A 351-nucleotide genomic window follows, 5' to 3' on the forward strand; every position below is an offset into this window, starting at 1 on the left:
GTGAAGTCGTAACAAGGTAGCCGTAGGGGAACCTGCGGCTGGATCACCTCCTTAATCGACGACATCAGCTGCTCCATGAGCTCCCACACGAATTGCTTGATTCATTGAAGAAGACGATAGAAGCAGCTTTAAGCTCCAAGCTGATAGCTCCAGGCTAACAGTTACGCGCTCGAAATTGGGTCTGTAGCTCAGTTGGTTAGAGCGCACCCCTGATAAGGGTGAGGTCGGCAGTTCGAATCTGCCCAGACCCACCAATTTTGTTATGGGGCCATAGCTCAGCTGGGAGAGCGCCTGCCTTGCACGCAGGAGGTCAGCGGTTCGATCCCGCTTGGCTCCACCATATAAACTGCT

General features: G+C 53.6%; 2 tRNA genes and 1 rRNA gene. All 3 read left to right on the forward strand.

Annotation, left to right across the window (positions count from 1 at the left end):
• Window positions 1-54, forward strand: a 16S ribosomal RNA gene (locus V6F91_RS27240); the annotation flags it as partial.
• A 123-nt stretch (window positions 55-177) separates the two neighbouring features.
• Window positions 178-254, forward strand: a tRNA-Ile gene (locus tag V6F91_RS27245).
• A gap of 10 nt (window positions 255-264) precedes the next feature.
• Window positions 265-340, forward strand: a tRNA-Ala gene (locus V6F91_RS27250).
• Window positions 341-351: the final 11 nt, after the last annotated feature.

The sequence above is a fragment of the Pseudomonas koreensis genome (genome assembly GCF_036668835.1).
Taxonomy (GTDB): domain Bacteria; phylum Pseudomonadota; class Gammaproteobacteria; order Pseudomonadales; family Pseudomonadaceae; genus Aquipseudomonas; species Aquipseudomonas koreensis_I.